Annotated in this window: 18 protein-coding genes and 1 pseudogene; 10 read left to right on the forward strand and 9 right to left on the reverse strand. The window is 73.0% G+C overall.

What is annotated here, in order from left to right:
- Positions 1-26 precede the first annotated feature (26 nt).
- Genes purD through SJY07_RS16535 form a run of 5 tightly spaced genes read left to right on the forward strand, consistent with a single transcriptional unit; the run spans position 27 to position 4,134 of the window.
- Positions 27-1,310, forward strand: coding sequence for a phosphoribosylamine--glycine ligase (gene purD / locus SJY07_RS16515; protein WP_380162372.1), 1,284 nt, complete (start codon positions 27-29; stop codon positions 1,308-1,310).
- Complete coding sequence (locus tag SJY07_RS16520) at positions 1,307-2,185, forward strand: phosphoribosylaminoimidazolesuccinocarboxamide synthase (protein ID WP_380160554.1); 879 nt, start codon at positions 1,307-1,309, stop codon at positions 2,183-2,185. Before purD ends, SJY07_RS16520 begins: the two co-directional genes overlap by 4 nt.
- 58 nt (positions 2,186-2,243) lie before the next feature.
- Positions 2,244-3,026 (forward strand): DUF4253 domain-containing protein, encoded by a 783-nt coding sequence (locus tag SJY07_RS16525; protein WP_380160556.1) that lies wholly within the window; start codon positions 2,244-2,246, stop codon positions 3,024-3,026.
- Positions 3,017-3,442 carry a CidA/LrgA family protein gene (locus SJY07_RS16530; protein ID WP_328293137.1) on the forward strand — a complete coding sequence of 142 codons (426 nt, stop codon included), beginning with the start codon at positions 3,017-3,019 and terminating at the stop codon, positions 3,440-3,442. Before SJY07_RS16525 ends, SJY07_RS16530 begins: the two co-directional genes overlap by 10 nt.
- Complete coding sequence (locus tag SJY07_RS16535) at positions 3,439-4,134, forward strand: LrgB family protein (protein WP_380160559.1); 696 nt, start codon at positions 3,439-3,441, stop codon at positions 4,132-4,134. The genes SJY07_RS16530 and SJY07_RS16535 overlap by 4 nt, the downstream gene beginning before the upstream one ends.
- A gap of 24 nt (positions 4,135-4,158) precedes the next feature.
- Here SJY07_RS16535 and SJY07_RS16540 read toward each other — a convergent pair whose 3' ends face one another.
- Positions 4,159-5,193, reverse strand: a complete 1,035-nt coding sequence (locus tag SJY07_RS16540) for a phosphotransferase family protein (protein WP_380160561.1) — start codon at positions 5,191-5,193, stop codon at positions 4,159-4,161.
- Between the two features lie 60 nt (positions 5,194-5,253).
- Here SJY07_RS16540 and SJY07_RS16545 point away from each other — a divergent pair, with 60 nt between their 5' ends.
- Positions 5,254-6,162, forward strand: coding sequence for an iron-siderophore ABC transporter substrate-binding protein (locus SJY07_RS16545; protein ID WP_380160562.1), 909 nt, complete (start codon positions 5,254-5,256; stop codon positions 6,160-6,162).
- Positions 6,163-6,228: 66 nt separating this feature from the next.
- Here the strand turns inward: SJY07_RS16545 and SJY07_RS16550 are convergent, their stop codons facing one another.
- Positions 6,229-7,743, reverse strand: coding sequence for an MFS transporter (locus SJY07_RS16550; RefSeq protein ID WP_380160564.1), 1,515 nt, complete (start codon positions 7,741-7,743; stop codon positions 6,229-6,231).
- Positions 7,744-7,882: 139 nt separating this feature from the next.
- On the opposite strand from SJY07_RS16550, the gene SJY07_RS16555 reads away from it, so the two are divergent.
- Positions 7,883-8,527 (forward strand): helix-turn-helix domain-containing protein, encoded by a 645-nt coding sequence (locus SJY07_RS16555; RefSeq protein ID WP_328293132.1) that lies wholly within the window; start codon positions 7,883-7,885, stop codon positions 8,525-8,527.
- Between the two features lie 19 nt (positions 8,528-8,546).
- On the opposite strand, the pseudogene SJY07_RS16560 reads toward SJY07_RS16555, so the two are convergent.
- Positions 8,547-8,783 (reverse strand): annotated as a pseudogene (locus SJY07_RS16560) (IS5/IS1182 family transposase); the annotation flags it as partial.
- A gap of 213 nt (positions 8,784-8,996) precedes the next feature.
- Between SJY07_RS16560 and SJY07_RS16565 the strand changes: the two are divergent.
- The 3 genes from SJY07_RS16565 to SJY07_RS16575 all read left to right on the forward strand — a co-directional run bounded on the left by SJY07_RS16565 (position 8,997) and on the right by SJY07_RS16575 (position 10,209).
- Positions 8,997-9,233, forward strand: coding sequence for a DUF2089 family protein (locus SJY07_RS16565; protein WP_380160567.1), 237 nt, complete (start codon positions 8,997-8,999; stop codon positions 9,231-9,233).
- Positions 9,234-9,238: 5 nt separating this feature from the next.
- Complete coding sequence (locus SJY07_RS16570) at positions 9,239-9,556, forward strand: hypothetical protein (protein ID WP_328293130.1); 318 nt, start codon at positions 9,239-9,241, stop codon at positions 9,554-9,556.
- Positions 9,557-9,738: 182 nt separating this feature from the next.
- Positions 9,739-10,209 (forward strand): hypothetical protein, encoded by a 471-nt coding sequence (locus SJY07_RS16575; RefSeq protein WP_328293129.1) that lies wholly within the window; start codon positions 9,739-9,741, stop codon positions 10,207-10,209.
- Here the strand turns inward: SJY07_RS16575 and SJY07_RS16580 are convergent.
- From SJY07_RS16580 to SJY07_RS16605, 6 genes are all read right to left on the reverse strand, one after another.
- The gene (locus SJY07_RS16580) at positions 10,169-10,618 is read right to left on the reverse strand and encodes a hypothetical protein (protein ID WP_380160570.1); all 450 of its coding nucleotides are present in this window, start codon (positions 10,616-10,618) and stop codon (positions 10,169-10,171) included. The genes SJY07_RS16575 and SJY07_RS16580 overlap by 41 nt on opposite strands.
- A gap of 182 nt (positions 10,619-10,800) precedes the next feature.
- The gene (locus SJY07_RS16585) at positions 10,801-11,430 is read right to left on the reverse strand and encodes a TetR/AcrR family transcriptional regulator (RefSeq protein ID WP_328293127.1); all 630 of its coding nucleotides are present in this window, start codon (positions 11,428-11,430) and stop codon (positions 10,801-10,803) included.
- An 85-nt stretch (positions 11,431-11,515) separates the two neighbouring features.
- The gene (locus tag SJY07_RS16590; protein WP_380160572.1) at positions 11,516-12,388 is read right to left on the reverse strand and encodes an MBL fold metallo-hydrolase; all 873 of its coding nucleotides are present in this window, start codon (positions 12,386-12,388) and stop codon (positions 11,516-11,518) included.
- The gene (locus SJY07_RS16595; protein WP_380160574.1) at positions 12,385-13,647 is read right to left on the reverse strand and encodes an MFS transporter; all 1,263 of its coding nucleotides are present in this window, start codon (positions 13,645-13,647) and stop codon (positions 12,385-12,387) included. Before SJY07_RS16595 ends, SJY07_RS16590 begins: the two co-directional genes overlap by 4 nt.
- Before the next feature lie 55 nt (positions 13,648-13,702).
- Complete coding sequence (locus SJY07_RS16600; RefSeq protein WP_328293124.1) at positions 13,703-14,449, reverse strand: SDR family oxidoreductase; 747 nt, start codon at positions 14,447-14,449, stop codon at positions 13,703-13,705.
- 153 nt (positions 14,450-14,602) lie between these two features.
- The gene (locus SJY07_RS16605; RefSeq protein WP_380160576.1) at positions 14,603-15,115 is read right to left on the reverse strand and encodes a nuclear transport factor 2 family protein; all 513 of its coding nucleotides are present in this window, start codon (positions 15,113-15,115) and stop codon (positions 14,603-14,605) included.
- Between the last annotated feature and the right edge of the window lie 10 nt (positions 15,116-15,125).

The raw sequence follows: 15,125 nt of genomic DNA on the forward strand, positions 1-15,125 counted from the left end.
CCCCGGAACCTCTACCCTCGGTCCCCGTGGACGTCCTCGTCATCGGATCCGGTGCCCGTGAGCACGCCTTGGTGCGTGCCCTGCTCGAGGATCCCGGGGTCGACCGCGTGCTCGCGGCCCCCGGCAACGCCGGGATCGCGCTCGTCGCCCCCGTCGAACCCGTCGACGCGAGCGACCCCGACGCCGTCGCGGCGCTCGCGGTCCGCCTCGGCGCCGACCTCGTCGTCGTGGGTCCGGAGGCACCGCTCGTCGCCGGTGTCGCCGACGCCGTCCGCGCCGCCGGCATCGCCTGCTTCGGCCCGTCGGCCGAGGCCGCCCGCCTCGAGGGGTCCAAGGCCTTCGCCAAGGAGGTGATGGCGGCCGCCGCCGTCCCCACCGCGATGGCGCACCTCTGCACGACGGAGGACGAGGTCGCCGCCGCGCTGGACGCCTTCGGTGCCCCGCACGTGGTCAAGGACGACGGCCTCGCCGCCGGCAAGGGCGTCGTCGTCACCGACGACCGGGAGGCGGCCCTCGCGCACGCCCGCACCTGCCTGGCCCACGGCCCGGTCGTCGTCGAGGAGTTCCTCGACGGCCCGGAGATCAGCGTCTTCTGCCTCACCGACGGCGAGAGCGTCATCGCCCTGGCCCCCGCGCAGGACTTCAAGCGGGCCCTGGACGGCGACGAGGGCCCGAACACCGGCGGCATGGGCGCCTACTCGCCGCTGCCGTGGGCGCCGGCCGACCTCTCCGACGTGGTCGTGGAGCGCATCGCCCAGCCCGTCGTCGACGAGATGGCCCGGCGCGGCACCCCGTTCAGCGGTGTCCTCTACTGCGGCCTGGCCATGACCTCGCGCGGTGTGCGGGTCATCGAGTTCAACGCCCGCTTCGGCGACCCGGAGACCCAGGTCGTCCTCGCCCGGCTCGCGACCCCGTTGGGCGGGGTGCTGCACGCCTGCGCGACCGGTGTCCTGCGCGACCAGCCGGCGCTGCGCTGGCGCGCGGACGCGGCGGTCACCGTCGTCCTCGCGGCGCCGGGGTACCCGGAGGCCCCGGTGACGGGCGGTCTGCTGCGCGGTCTCGACGCCGCGGAGGCCGTCGGCGGGGCCGCGGTGCTGCACGCGGGCACCGCCCCCGCCCCCGACGGCACCGGGATCGTGAGTTCCGGGGGGCGCGTCCTCTCGGTCGTCGGCGTCGGCGCCGACCTCGCTGCGGCGCGGGCGGTGGCCTACGAGGCCGTGGAACTGATCGACCTCGAGGGTGGCCGGTTCCGTCGCGACATCGCGCTGACGGTGGCGACCGGGTCGCGAGCGACGGACGTGATCGCATGAGCGTTCTCGAGCTGGACGGCTGGACCCACACCTACTCGGGCAAGGTCCGCGACCTCTACGTCCCGGCCGGGGGCGACGACGGGACCGTGCTCGTGGTCGCGAGCGACCGCATCTCCGCCTACGACCACGTGCTCGCCAGCACGATCCCCGACAAGGGGAAGGTGCTGACCGCGCTGTCGTTGTGGTGGTTCGAGCAGCTGCGCGACGTCGTCCCGAACCACGTCCTCTCCACCGACGTGCCCGCCGCCGTGGCCGGACGCGCGATGGTCTGCCGCAACCTCGCCATGTTCCCCGTCGAGTGCGTGGCCCGCGGGTACCTCACGGGTTCCGGTCTGGCCGAGTACCGCGAGAGTTCCACCGTCTGCGGGCTGGAACTGCCCGCGGGACTGGTCGACGGTTCCCGCCTCGACGAGCCGATCTTCACGCCCGCGACGAAGGCCGAACTCGGCGAGCACGACGAGAACGTCACCTTCGAGCACGTCGCCGCGACCATCGGCGCCGACGCCGCCGCGGAACTGCGCGACCTGACGCTCGCGGTCTACCGCCGGGCCGAGGGGATCGCGCGGGAACGCGGGATCGTGCTGGCCGACACGAAGTTCGAGTTCGGGACGGTCGACGGCGTGACGATCCTCGGGGACGAGGTCCTCACCCCCGACTCCTCGCGGTTCTGGCCCGCCGAGACCTGGGAACCCGGTCGCGCGCAGCCCAGTTTCGACAAGCAGTTCGTCCGCGACTGGCTCACCTCGCCCGCGTCGGGCTGGGACCGCCGGGGTGCCGACGCGCCGCCGGAACTGCCCGCCGAGGTCGTGGAGAAGACCCGCGACCGCTACGTCGACGCCTACGAACGGTTGACGGGTCAGACCTTCAGCGCCTGACCCCGCGATCCACGGGGGTGGTGGCCCGTTCCCGGTCGCGGTCTGCGACGGTGGTCGGGTGACCGGACGTGCAACCACCCTCGCCGAGCTCGTCGCCGCCGTCCCCGGGTTGCCGTCGGGGCGGCTGGTGTCCCCGGCGGGCTACCCCGGCGCGGAACCGCTGCTGTGGGTCTCCGCGGTGCCGGCGTCGGTCGGGGCGTGGACGGAACTGGCCGCCGCGCACGCGGTCACGGGGCTGTGGCCGGTCCTGCTCGAGGGCCTCGCGGACGACGACGTCGCCCGCCCCTGGCTGGAGGGCGAGTTCGCCCCCACCGGCTGGCGGGCCCTGGACGCCGCGGCGGTGGAGGAGTTCCTCGCCGGGGACTTCGCGGACGCGTTCGACGACGACGAGTTCCCCGACGGCGCACCCGCCTGGCCCGGTCTGTCCCCGGCGCTCGCGCCCCTCGCCGACCCCGCCTCGGTCGCCGCGGTGCTCGCCGACGAGCTGCTGACCCACGGGCCCCACCGTCACCTCGGACTGGTGCAGGCCGAGCGGGGGGCCGACGTGCTCGCCGAGCTCGGCTGGCTCGGGGCGACGAACCACGACGCCGACCCGGGGACGCTGTCGTCCGTCCTGCGCAGCTGGGAGGACCGGTTCGGGGCGCGGGTGGTGGCGATGGGTTTCGACACCCTCTTCGTCAGCGTCGCGGCCCCGCCGAGCGACGCCGCGGAGGCGTTCCCCGTCGCGGCGGAGCACCTGGGGTTCTGCTACGACGCGATCTTCCAGGACGGGCCCGGGGACCTCGCCGGGTACGCGGGCGAACTCGTCGGCGTGGGGGTGTGGCGGTTCTGGTGGGACTGAACCCCGGTGCCGGCGGGCGTGACGCCCCCCGCCCGCCCGGCCGCGGCTGGGCCCCGCACGTGCCCGCCGTCCTCGCGGCGCTGGCCCTGCTCCTCGGGCTGCAACTGCTCGGTACGCTGCTCGTCGACGTCACCCACCTCCCCGTCCCCGGGGCCGTGGTCGGGCTCGTGGTGCTCCTCGTCGTCGGAGCCCGCTTCCCCGGTCTCGTGCGTCGGGCGGAACCCGCGGGCGAACCGCTGCTGAAGCACCTGCAACTGCTCTTCGTCCCGCCCGGGGTGGGGGCGCTGACGCAGTTGTCGACCCTGGTCCACTCGGCCGGGCCCCTGGCCCTCGCCGTCGGCGGTTCGTTCGCGACCGGCCTGGTCGTCGCCGGGTCGTTGCTGCAGAAGATGTTGCGCCGCAGGGAGTCGGCGTGAGCGCGCTGATCCACGCGCCCGGTTTCGGGTTGGCCCTCACGGTCGCGGCCTACCTCGGCGCCGGGGAACTGCACCGCCGGCTCGGGCGGCCCGCGCTGCTGGCTCCCGTTCTCGTCGCGATGGTCGTGGTCTCGGTGGTGCTGGAGGTCCTCGGCATCTCCTACCAGGAGTACCTGGCCTCCGTGTCGATCCTGACCCTGCTGCTCGGCCCGGCGACGGTGGCCCTCGCGCTGCCCCTGCTGCGGTCGGGTCGGGCGCTGCTCGCCGATCGGGCGGCGGTGCTCGTGACCCTCGTGGTGACGGGTGTCGTGAGCGTCGGCGTGACCGTGGCCGCGCTCCTGGCGCTGGGGGCCGACGACAGCCTCGTGCTCACGACGTTGCCCCGCTCGGTCACCACGCCCGTGGCGCTGACGGTGGGGGAGACGATCGGGGCGAACACGACGCTCGCCGTGGTCCTGACGCTGGTCTCCGGTGTCCTGGGGGCGACGGTCGGCCCGTGGCTGCTGGACCGGGTGCGCGTGTCCGACCCGCGGGCGCGCGGTTTCGCGATCGGGATGGTGTCGCACGGGATCGGCACGTCGCGGGCGCTCACCGAGTCCGACGTGACGGGTGGGTGGTCGAGCGCGGCGATGGTGCTGAACGCCCTGGCGATGACGGTCGCGCTGCCTCTGGTGGCTCAGTTCTTCTCCTGATCTCCTCCTGACGGGACCCCGTCGTCAGCCGGTCAGGTCGAGGGCTTCGTCGCACCAGCGGACCAGGTGGGACAGGACCAGACCGCGTTGCCGGTACAGGTGCCCGGCGTCGACGGGGCGGTGGTACGCGTCGTGCTCGGGTTCGGCGGCCCGTTCCAGCAGCAGCGGCAGCAGCCACGCGTACTTCACGCACGAGGCCACCACGCCCAGCCGGGCGTCGCGCTCGTCCCCGTCCCACCCGCCCGCCCGCAACCCGTCGAGGTGGGCGGGCCAGCACGCGGCCTCGAGTTCCCCGAGGCGTTCCGCGGGCCAGAACAGGTCGAAGCAGGCGTCCGGCAGCCAGTTCCCCAGGTCCTCACCGACGGCACCGTCCCCGGCGGACGCCCAGTCCAGGAGGACGACCTCGCCGCTGGGCCGGCGGATCGCGTTCGCGGCCCAGGCGTCGAGGTGGCACAGCGTGCGGGGCAAACGTTCCACCACGGACACCAGGTGCTCGCGGTGGTCGAGCAGCCGGCGCCACCCGGCGCGCAGGTCGACCGGCCAGTTGTCGCGGACGAGGGGCCGGCGCCAGGCGGCGTCGTCGTCGACGAGGCCGGGATCGCCGGGGCGGCTGGTGGAGTACGCGCGGAGGAAACCGCGCGATGCCCAGCTCGGCAGCGGGTGCGGCGGTCGGGCCTGCCAGCGGCCCAGAGCGGTCGCCGTCGCGACGTGGTCGGCGAGCGCGAAGTCGGCTCCGGCGGTGCCGGGGACATCCTCCAGCCACAGGCTCGTCGTGTCGCCGTCGGGGACGACCTCGGCGGCGGGCAGGTCGAGTCCCGTCCCGGCCAGCGACGCGCGGAAGGCGGGGTCGGCGTACACCTCCGCCTCGCGGGCCCAGTGGTTCCAGTCCGCGGGGGTCGACGACGACCTCCAGTGCGCCGGGGCGTCGGTGCCGGTCCCGGTGCGTCGCAGTTGCTTGTGGACGCGGGTGGAGCCGTCGGGGGCGTGGACGCGTTCGACGACGTCGGTCGTGGCGTTGTCCGGGTTGAACCTCAGGGTCTCGCGTTCCGGCGAGGTCATGGCCGGATCCTCGCAGGGATTGATCCGCGAACGCTACAGGTGAGGCTAGGCTTCCCTCTTGTGCGCTCCCGACCCCTCGCCCTCGCCCTGACCGCCGGACTCCTGCTCGGTGGGTGCTCCGACGTCTCCTCGGCCGAGGAAGACACCGCCGCCGCGGCCGAGCGCAGCGTGACGCACGCCCGGGGCACGACGGAAGTTCCCGCAGAACCCCGGCGGGTCGTCGTGCTCGAACCCCTCGAACTCGACACCGCCGTGGCGCTGGGGGTGACCCCGGTCGGAGCGGCCGTCGCGAGCAACGTGGCGGGGATCCCCGCCTACCTCGGGGTCGGCGACGCCGTGAAGTCCGTCGGCACGGTCCCCGAACCGGACCTCGAGGCGATCGCGGCGCTGGAACCCGACCTCATCCTCGGGACGGACTCCCGGCACGGGGACCTCTACGGGAAGCTCGCCGGCATCGCACCGACGGTGTTCATGGCGACCCAGGCCGACCCCTGGCAGGACAACGTGCGGCTCGTCGGGGAGGCGCTCGGTCAGGCGGAGGAGACCGACCGGTTGCTGGCCGGGTACCGCTCGCGGTGCGAGGAGATCAAGGCCGAGCACCGGTTGACGGGGACGACGGCGAACCTCGTCCGTCCCCGGGACGAGGCGACGCTGAGCCTCTACGGGCCGACGTCGTTCGCCGGGAGCACGTTGGAGTGCGCGGGGTTCACGATCCCCGACCGCGACTGGCAGGACTCGATCCTCGTCGACGTCTCCCCGGAACGGGTTCCCGAGGCCGCCGCGGACCACGTGTTCGTCACGACCACCGACGTGGCCGACCCGGGTTCCGTCCCGACGTTGATCCGGGACAACCCCGCCGCCTTCCCGGCGGTCTCCCTCGTCGACACCTCCTACTGGGTGTCCGGGGTCGGGCCGCTGGGCGGGCAACGCGTCCTCGACGACATCGACCGCGTCCTCGACCAGGCCTGACCCCGGAAGCACGAACCGCGATCCCGCTGGGAGACCCAGCGAGATCGCGGTTCGGGGCGGGGTGGGTCAGTGCGCGGCCGTCGGGATCGGGATGGAACCGATCGCGGCGAGGCGTTCCTGACGGACGGAGTGCCGGTTGATGAGGCTGCCGGAGATGACCGCGACGAGCACCAGGGCGAGCGCGCCGCAGGCGAAGGCCACGTGGTAGCCGTGCAGCACGGCGTCGACGGGGTTCCCGCCGTGAGCGGCGACGGAACTCGCGAAGATCGTCGACAGCAGCGCGGTGCCGATGGAACCGCCGACCTGCTGGAACGTGTTGACGCTGGCGCTGGCCGCGCCGGCGTCCTCGCGGGCCACACCGCTGGTCGCGGTGTTCATGGCCGAGGAGATGATCAGTCCCATGCCCAGACCGGTCACGACCAGGGCGGGCAGGATCGTTCCGGCCCAGTGGCTCTCGGTGTTGGTGCGCAGGAACAGCAGCACCCCGGTGGCGGCGACGAGCGAGCCGATGGTGATGAGCGCCTTCGGCCCGATGCGCGGCAGCAGGCGCGGGGTGATCTGCGTCGCGGCCGTCATGATCGAGAGCGGCATCGGCAGGAAGGACAGCCCGGTCTCCAACGAGGAGAACTGCAGCGTCTGACGCAGGTAGTAGGTCAGGAACAGGAAGATGCCGAACATCGCGACCCCGACGAGGCCGATCGCGATGAGCGCTCCACCGCGGTCGCGGTCACGCACGATCCGCAGCGGCAGCAGCGGGTGCGAGACCCGGGACTCCACGACCACGAACAGGGCGACGAGGACGACGCCGGCGGCGAGGCAGGTGATGGTCACCGCGTCGGACCACCCGTTGGTCTCGGCGGAGGAGAACCCGTAGACGATCCCGACGAGGCCGGCGGTGATGGTGATGGTGCCGATCAGGTCGAGGCGGGGACGGGGTCCGCGGGTGGCCTTCGGCATGAAGAGGAGGGCACCGACGACGCCGATGGCGGCGAAGACGACGTTCACGTAGAGGCACCAGCGCCAGGTCGTGTACTCGGTGAGGACGCCACCGAGCAGGACTCCCGTGGCGGCGCCGGATCCGGCGATGGCGCCGAAGACGCCGAACGCGCGGGCCCGGTCCTTGGGATCGGTGAACGTCGTGGTCAGCAGGGCCAGGGCCGAGGGGGCCAGCAGGGCGCCGAACACGCCCTGGAGGGCACGGGCGGCGACGAGCTGTCCGAAGTTCTCGGCGAGGCCGCCGATCACGGAGGCGCCGGCGAAACCGATGAGCCCGATGATGAAGAGGTTCTTGCGCCCGAACAGGTCGCCGAGGCGACCGCCGAGCAGGAGCAGCGAGCCGAAGGCCAGGGAGTAGGCCGTGACGATCCACTGTCGCTGGTCGTCGGCGAAACCGAGGTCCGCCTGGGCCGCGGGGAGCGCGATGTTGACGATGGTCGCGTCGAGCACGACGGCCAGCTGCGCGATGCCGATGACGGCGAGGACGAACCAGCGGTGGTCCTTGGTGGCCTTGTGGGCGGGGTGCGCCGCGGCGTGCTGCCCCGCGTGCGGCGGTGTGTTGGTCGGAGCGGTGTCGGAGCTCACGAGTTCTCCAGGAGTTTCGAGGTGCTGGCGGCGATCGGAGGCCGGCGTCAAACGGACGGGTTGCGTCCACTTCCACCAGCGTACACGCAAACGGACGCGAGGCGTCCATTTGTTCCCGGCGCACGAGTACCCTGGAACCGTGAGCACGACGACCCACGACCGACCGCTGCGCGCCGACGCCGTCCGCAACCGGGCGCTCATCGTCGACGCCGCCCGCCGCCTCTTCGCCGAGCGCGGTCTGGACGTGACCCTGCACGACGTGGCCGAGGCCGCCGGGGTGGGGGTCGGGACGGTCTACCGCCGTTTCCCGGACAAGGACGCCCTGCTCGGGGGCCTCGTCGAGGCCAAGCTCGAGAACCTGCTCGCGCTGGCCGAACGCTGCGCGGACCGGCCCAGCGGCCGGGAGGGCCTGCGGTCCTACCTGCTGGGGACGATGGAGCTGCGGGCCGGGGACAAGGCGTTGTCCACCACCGTCATGCGGGCCGCCCCCGCCACGGCGGACGCCGAGCGGCTGCGGGCCGACCTGAGCGAAGCGGTGACCCGGCTCGTGGACCGCGCGCACGCGGAGGGGGCGGTCCGGGAAGGTTTCACGGCGGCCGACGTGCCGTCGGTGTCCTCGATGATCGGCTCCATCGCCGACCGGACCCGCGGTGAAGGCCCTTCGGCCTGGCGCCGGTACGGGGCCCTGCTGCTCGACGCGGTCTGCCCTCCCGAAGGGGAGCTGCCGCCCATGGAGGGCACGCCGCCCGCGTGGGTCGTCGGTCCACCGCCCGCCTGCGCTTAGAGCGACCGGCAGTAGGGCGTCACCGCAGCCGGCGGGTGGTGGGGCGACCAGGCCAGCGGTAGCGGTTGCGGGCCTCGTTGATCAGGCAGCGCAAGACGGTGATCGCGGCCGCGAGGTGGGTGCATAACTCCACCACCGGACGAGACCGGTCGGTGATCCGGCGCAGCTTGCCGTAGCCGTTGAACCAGGCGTGGGTGCGCTCCACCGGCCACTGTTTGCCGACCTGGATCGGGGCCCTCACTCCCTTCACCGCAATGCGACCCTGCAGCACGCCGAGGCGGCCCTCGACGCCGATCTGCGGCTAGGTGCGACGAAAGTCTCGACCCGCCCAACGCTCGGGTGGAACCGGCGAAGGGCCTTGCCGTTCCCGTCGCCGTCTGCGTAATGTGCAAGTCAGGTTGAACATCGCGCAGGAAGGTTGGTCGTGGAACCGTGGCTTGAAGCGCTCACCGACAGCGACCGATCCTTCGTGCGCACCCTGGTCCTCACCTCCGGCTCCTTGAAGGCCGTCGCTGCCACCTACGGCGTCTCTTACCCCACCGTCCGCGCCCGCCTGGACCGCATCATCGAGAAGGTCCAGGCCGTCGAAGCCGCACCCGCTGACCCCTTCATCACCGCCATCTCCGGGATGGTCATCGACGGCAGCGTCCCCCGAGACGTCGCCGACCGCGTCATCGGCGCCTATCGGGCTGCCGCAGAGAGGTAAGCACCATGAACAGCGTCATCGATCACCTGCTGAGTGCGGCCGTGGGACTCGCCGTCCTGCTCCTGCAAAGGTTCGTGCTCTCCAACCGCCCCCAGGTATGGCTGGGCGCAATCCTGCCCGCCGTCCTGATAGCCGCCCTGATCTTCTTGGGCGTGCAGGGACGTATCAACGACGCACGCTCCTGGATCCTCTTCACCCTCGGCCTCGTGGGTTTACTCGGCATCTGGGGCGACGGTCAAGCCGCCCGCAAGAAGCGCCTTCAGCGGGAGAACGAACGCATCGACGCCATCCACGCCCAAGGCGCCGCGAACCACCAACTCTGACGCCAGAAAACTCCCCAGCACGTAGTTCCCAGGCCCACCGGAGCAGCGGTCATCCCGCCACCAGAGCGCCTCGCTGCGGCGGCGCATCAGGCGAGCGCCAACGGCAGTCGAGGGCTGCCACGTGGGGTGGAGCATTCCCTCGAAGCCTCACCGGCGCCGACGTCAGGTGCGAGCATGCGGTCGTGATCACGACCGTTCACCAGCGCTTGGGCCTCGCCGCGACGGGCCTGTGCGCGCTACTGCTCACCTCGTGCGGCGGCGGGGAGCCGGACAGCTCGATCGAGGTCACCGCTTCCTTCTCGCTCTGCCACGAGGGCACCTGCCATGGGCTCCCGGCCGCGCGCGCGAACGTCTCCTTCCGCGACGGCGGGGGTCGTGAACTGTCCAGCGACACCCTCGACGACGCCGGACACATCAAGCGCTACCTGAAGGCGGGCACCTACACCGTCGAGGTGTCCCTGCCCGAGCTGGGCCTGGCCGTCAATGACGACGACACCCCCATCGTGCTGAGTGAGGGAATGGGTTTCTCCGCGCTCATGTACTTCCCCACCGACCTTGCCGTGGCAGAACAGGATCAGCCCGCGTCGGCCGCCACGAGCGAGTCCGCCTCGACTACTGAGCCTGCTGAACCTGGGGCGCCTGCTGGAGGGTGACGAGGAACTCCGACCCGCGGGCCGCGATCAGCTCCCCGGTCCACGGGGTCTCCAGGTGCCCGTCGTCCCCGTCGTCGGTGCCGCACAACGCCGAGCCGCTCGGTACCCGGGCGATTGCCTCGATCGTGCCGTCCTCGTGCACGACATGCAGGTTCGTGACCCGACCGCGCACGCGCTGGTAGACCGGAGTGCCCGCTTCCCCGATGTCGTGGCGGCCCTCGACGAGGCGCTCGCGACCGTCGGGCCCCGTCCAGGGGTAGACACTCAGCTCGATCACCGCGTTGCGCTCGATGGCGGGACCGCAGCAGTCGTGCTCCCAGCCGCCGACCTCGACGACGAGGTCCTGCGCGTGCTCTGAACTGCCTGCGTCATCTGCTGGTCCGGCCGAGCTTGCCCTGTCGTTGCCCACCGCCCGACTCCAAGAGCGACGGCAGTCGGTCGGTTGCCCTGTTCGCTGGGCCCGGCGTAGAGCGTCCAGAGACCGCACCAGCAGCGGGCTCTCAGCTCCCAGGTCGTGCGGCATGGTCCCCCGCGTTCCGCCTATTGCCGGTCGCTCTGAGCCCCGGCGGACGCCGGGCCGGCAGCGGCGGCTCAGGACCACTCGCCCTCGCCCGTGCCGAGGTGGTCGCGGCCGAGGTCGGTGAGGGGGACGGCCGCGAGGCTGGTGAGCCCGATGTCGAGCAGCGTCGCGCGCGAGACCCCCGACCCCCCGAGCGTGGACATGCCCTCGAGGACCGCGCAGAAGTACGCGCCGAGGGAGTCCGCGTCGGCGTCGGTCTCGATCTCACCCGCGCTCTGGGCCTCGACGATGCAGGCGGCGTAGTGCGCCCGCATCGACTCGAAGGCGGCGGCGACGGTCGCTGCGACCTCCGGGTCCTGGGCGGAGAGTTCCACGGCGGCCTTGGTGAAGAGGGACGGGGGCGCCTGCGCCGAGCCGTGCTCGACGGCCACCTTCACCAGCTGCGCGCGGATGCGGGTGATGGGGTCGTCCGAGCCGTGCCGGATCGACTCCACGGCGTCCACCGCCTCGGCGGCGTCGCTGAGGAACGCCCGCATGAAGAGGTCCCGCTTGCCGCCGAAGGTGTTGTAGAGGCTCTGGCGGGCCAGGCCCGTCGCCTCCAGCAGCGTGTCGAGCGAGGTGCCCGCGAAACCCGTCTCGGCGAACGCCTTCCGCGCGCGGGCGATGACGTCCGCCTCGTCGAACGAGCGGGGTCTGGGCATGGTCGTCCCTCCGGGGTCGATACCTGGGCGTCGCACCATCCTGACGCACCCCGGCGAGCGGGGGCGCCGCCGACGTCCGCCCCGCCTACGGGGCGAGCGGCGTGAGCGACGGGGTCGCTGCGGGGTCGTAGCGGCGGAAGACCGCGTCCGGGAAGTGCGGCCCGACGAGGACGGCGCCGTCGCGACCGACGCGGTCGGCCAGGTCGGCCCGCGTGCGGATCGCCGCCGCCGCGTCGTGGTCGCCCACCCAGGCCAGGTCCGGGTGCAGGACCTCGGCCGGGCAGTGGACGGCGTCGCCGACGACGAGCGCGTGGCCGCGGCTCCCCCGCACGGCGAAGGCGAGGTGGCCCGGGGTGTGTCCCGGGGTCGCGACGGTCCGCACCCCGGCCACGGGCTCGCAGCCCTCGACCAGGGACCGGCGCCGGGGACCGATGATCTCCAGTTCGTGGGGCCGCGGACCGACGGGGTCACCCCGCTGTTCGGGGTGGGTCCAGAAGTCCCACTCGTCCTCGCTGAGCCAGAGCTCCGCGTTCGGGAAGGTGGGGACGTCGTCGCCGGCCTCGTTCCCGAGCCAGCCGACGTGGTCGGCGTGCAGGTGCGTCAGCAGGACCGCGTCGACGTCACCGGGTTCGACCCCCACCTCGTGGAGGCTGTCGAGGAGCGTCCCGCCGCGCATGTACGCGTCGCGGGTCGTCCCCGGACGGACGAGGGGGATGGTCCGGGCGCCGATGCCGGCGTCGACCAGGACGCGGCGCTCACCCGTGCTGATGAGGACCGCACCCACGCTGAGGACGAGCAGGCCGTCCCCGTCCACGACGTCGAGGTCGTCGGCGAACAGGTCGTCGTGACCTGCCGGGTAGGCCACGCCGGGCTCGGCGCGGAACTCGCCGTCGGGCAGGTAGGTGAGGGTGGTCCCCCCGAGGTCGAGGGTGGTGGTGACGGCCGGGGAGGCGCTCACGGTGCTCCAGGTGGGATCGAACCGACGGGGGAGAAGCCCTGCGCGGCAGCGTGTTCGGTGCGCCGTGCACCGAGGACGACGAACACCAGGGCCCCGGCGAAGGCGATCGCGCCGGCGAGGCGGAAGTCCGTGTCGAGGCCGGCGGAGGTCACCACCAGACCGCCGAGGACGGAACCCGCGGCGATGGCGAGCTGGATGGTCGTCACGAACAGCGCGAGGCCGGTCTCGGCCCCGGCCGGTGACGCGGTGGACATCCACGTCTGCATCGCCAGCGGCAGGGCGCCCCACGCGAAGCCCCACACCACGACGAGCACGAGGACCCCGACGGTGCTGCGCGCCAGCAGCGGCAGCAGCACGACCGGCGCCGCGAGCACGACCTGGGCCGTCCCCGCCGTGCCCAGCACGCTGCGGCCCAGCGTCGCGCCGGCCGCGAAGTTGCCGGCGATCCCGGCCAGGCCGAACACGAGGAGCGCGAAGGTCACCGTCCCGGGGCCGACGCCGGCGCGGTCCTGCAGGAAGGGGGTGACGTAGGTGGACGCGGCGAACTGCGCGGCGAAGGCGAACGCGGCCCCGAGGAGTCCGACCCGGGCGCGGGGCACGCGGAACAGCGCGCCGAGCGCCGAGACCCGGACACGCTGCGCCGCAGGGAGACCGGGCAGGGCGATCAGTTGCAGGACGAGGGCGGCGAGGCCGACCGCACCGCCGATGACGAAGGCGAGGCGCCAGCTCGCGAACGCCGAGACCGCCGCGCCCAGCGGGAGGCTGACGACCGTGGCGACCGAGATCCCCCCGGTGATCAGGGCGGTCGCCCGGATCGTGTCCGCCGGGGCCACGAGGCGCCCGGCGATCCCGGCCCCGATCGCCCAGAACCCGCCGAGGCTGATCCCCAGGAGCACCCGGGCGAGCAGGAGGAGCGGGAAGGTCGGGGCCAGGGCGGCGAGGACGTCGGAGACGACCAGCAGTGCGCTGAGCCCGGTGAGCACGACGCGCCGGTCGAGTCCGGAGGCGGCCACCGTGACCGCGGGAGCGGCGACCGCCGCGAGGAGCCCGGTGACGACGACCATCAGCCCGGCCGTCCCGACGGGCACGTCGAGGCCGGAGGCGATGGCCGGGAGGAGTCCGACGGGGAGGAACTCCGAGAGCACGATCGCGAACGACCCGAGGGCGACGGACGCGACGCCGAGTCGTCCCCGGCGCGCGGGCGGGGGTGCGGGTTCGCGTTCCGTCGTGGCCGGGACGGACGTGGTGCGGTCGCTCATCGGGGTTTCCTCCTCGTCGGCTGGCGTGGTGCGGGGCTGGTCCGGACCGGGTGGGTCAGGCGATGGTGGAGCCGCCGTCGACGAAGACCTCGCCGCCGGTCATGCCGGAGCTCTGGTCGGAGACGAGGAAGAGGACGGTGGCGGCGACCTCCTCGGGGCGCAGGACCCGGCCGAAGGGCAGCCCGGCGGCGATGGCCGCCAGGAGACCGGCCTCGTTGCCCGGGGCCAGACCGGTCAGTCCCGGCGTCTCGGTGGGGCCGGGGACGACGGTGTTGATGCGGATCCCGCGCGGGGCGAGCTCGGCGGCCCAGGTGCGGGTCAGCGTCGCCACCGCGGCCTTCGAGGCGCCGTAGAGGCCGAAGTCCTTCTCCGTCCCCGATCCGGCGGTGGAGCCGGTCACCACGATCGCGGCGCCTTCCCCGAGGAAGGGCAGCGCGCCCTGCACGGTGAGGATCGTGCCGCGGACGTTGGTCGCGAAGGCGGTGTCGATGTCCTGCGCGCTGACCTCGGCCAGGGGCTTGAACTCCCCGCCGCCGGCGTTGACGTGGACCGCGTGCAGTCCGGTGCCGCGAGCGGCGACGGCCTCGAACAGGGCGTTCACCTGCGCCGGGTCGGAGGCGTCGGCCTGCACGGTGGTCACCGCGTCGCCGAGTTCGGCCGCGACCGCGTCGAGCTGCGTCTGGCGCCGCCCGGTCACGACGACGTGGGCCCCTTCCTCGACGAACCGGCGGACGACCGCCAGGCCGATGCCGGAGGTCCCGCCGGTCACCAGGGCCGTCTTGCCGGTGAGTGCTGCGTTCATCGTCGTGCTCCGTTCTTGTAGTGGACTGTTCGGTCTTTAACCTACGCCGTGGTGGACCGTTCAGTCAAGAACAGGTGGCTGACGACGGGCCGGGTGGGTGGCCGGGTTCGGGCGCGAGGACACCGCGCCCGTCCCGACCACCCCGCCGGGGGCTCAGACCTGGGAGACCAGGACGGTCGGGTCACCCTCGAACCAGGCGCTGTCGATGCTGAGGTGCTGGATGCGCCACGTGGCCCCGTCACGCACGAGCCGGGCGGTGTAGCGGTTCATCATCAGGGCGTGCCGGGTCTGGACGGGGTCGGGTCCCTGGCCGGGCAGGAAGTGCATGGCCTGGGCGTAGCAGGTCAGGACGGCGGTGTCGCCGGTGATCTCGCTGCGCGGGTTGGTGACGCTGTGGCTGGTGTCCAGGGGACCGACGGCGCCGACGAGAGCGCCCACGACGGTCTCCCGGGGCGTCAGGACGGGGAACTCCAGACCGATCTTCGCCGTGGCCGGGGTGAGGTCGACGGTCGCGTCCGGCGTGAGCGCCGAGGTCATGAGGTCGGCGTCGGCGAGGTCCAGGGCGCGGGTGTAGCGCAGGACGGCGTCGACGACCTCGTGGTGGTCCACGAGGTGGCTGAGTTCCGCGGACGTCGCGCTGTCGGTGGTGAGGGTTCGCGTGGTCATTCTCGTTCTC

Source organism: Kineococcus sp. R86509 (genome assembly GCF_042466365.1).
Taxonomy (GTDB): Bacteria; Actinomycetota; Actinomycetes; order Actinomycetales; family Kineococcaceae; genus Kineococcus.